The 409-nt window shown below is 65.5% G+C and carries 1 protein-coding gene; it reads right to left on the bottom strand.

What is annotated here, in order from left to right; all coding sequences use genetic code 11:
- A partial coding sequence (locus AC5RWD_RS23265; RefSeq protein WP_494022275.1) for a thiamine pyrophosphate-binding protein occupies positions 1–409 on the bottom strand: 409 nt, incomplete at both ends.

The following is a 409-nucleotide window of genomic DNA, read 5'->3' on the forward strand; positions in this document are numbered from 1 at the left end:
GCACCGGCCCGTCCAGGCGCTGGAGGTTGCAGTTGATCACGAAGTTCAGGTTGTCCAGGTTCTCGTTCGCGGCGAGCTGGAGCAGGCCGCGGGACTCCGGCTCGTCCATTTCCCCGTCACCCAAAAACGCCCAGACCTGCTGGTCCGAGGTGTCCTTCAGGCCGCGGTTGTGCAGATACCGGTTGGACTGGGCCTGGTAGATCGCGTTCATCGGGCCGATGCCCATCGACACGGTCGGGAATTCCCAGAAGTGCGGCATCAGCCGCGGGTGCGGGTAGGAGGAGAGGGCATGGCCTTCCTTGGACTTTTCCCGCCGGAACCCGTCCAGGTCCTCCTCCGAGAGCCGGCCTTCCATGAACGCCCGGGCGTACATGCCCGGGGACGCGTGGCCCTGGAAGAACACCTGGTC

The organism is Arthrobacter sp. CMU6 (assembly GCF_059090205.1).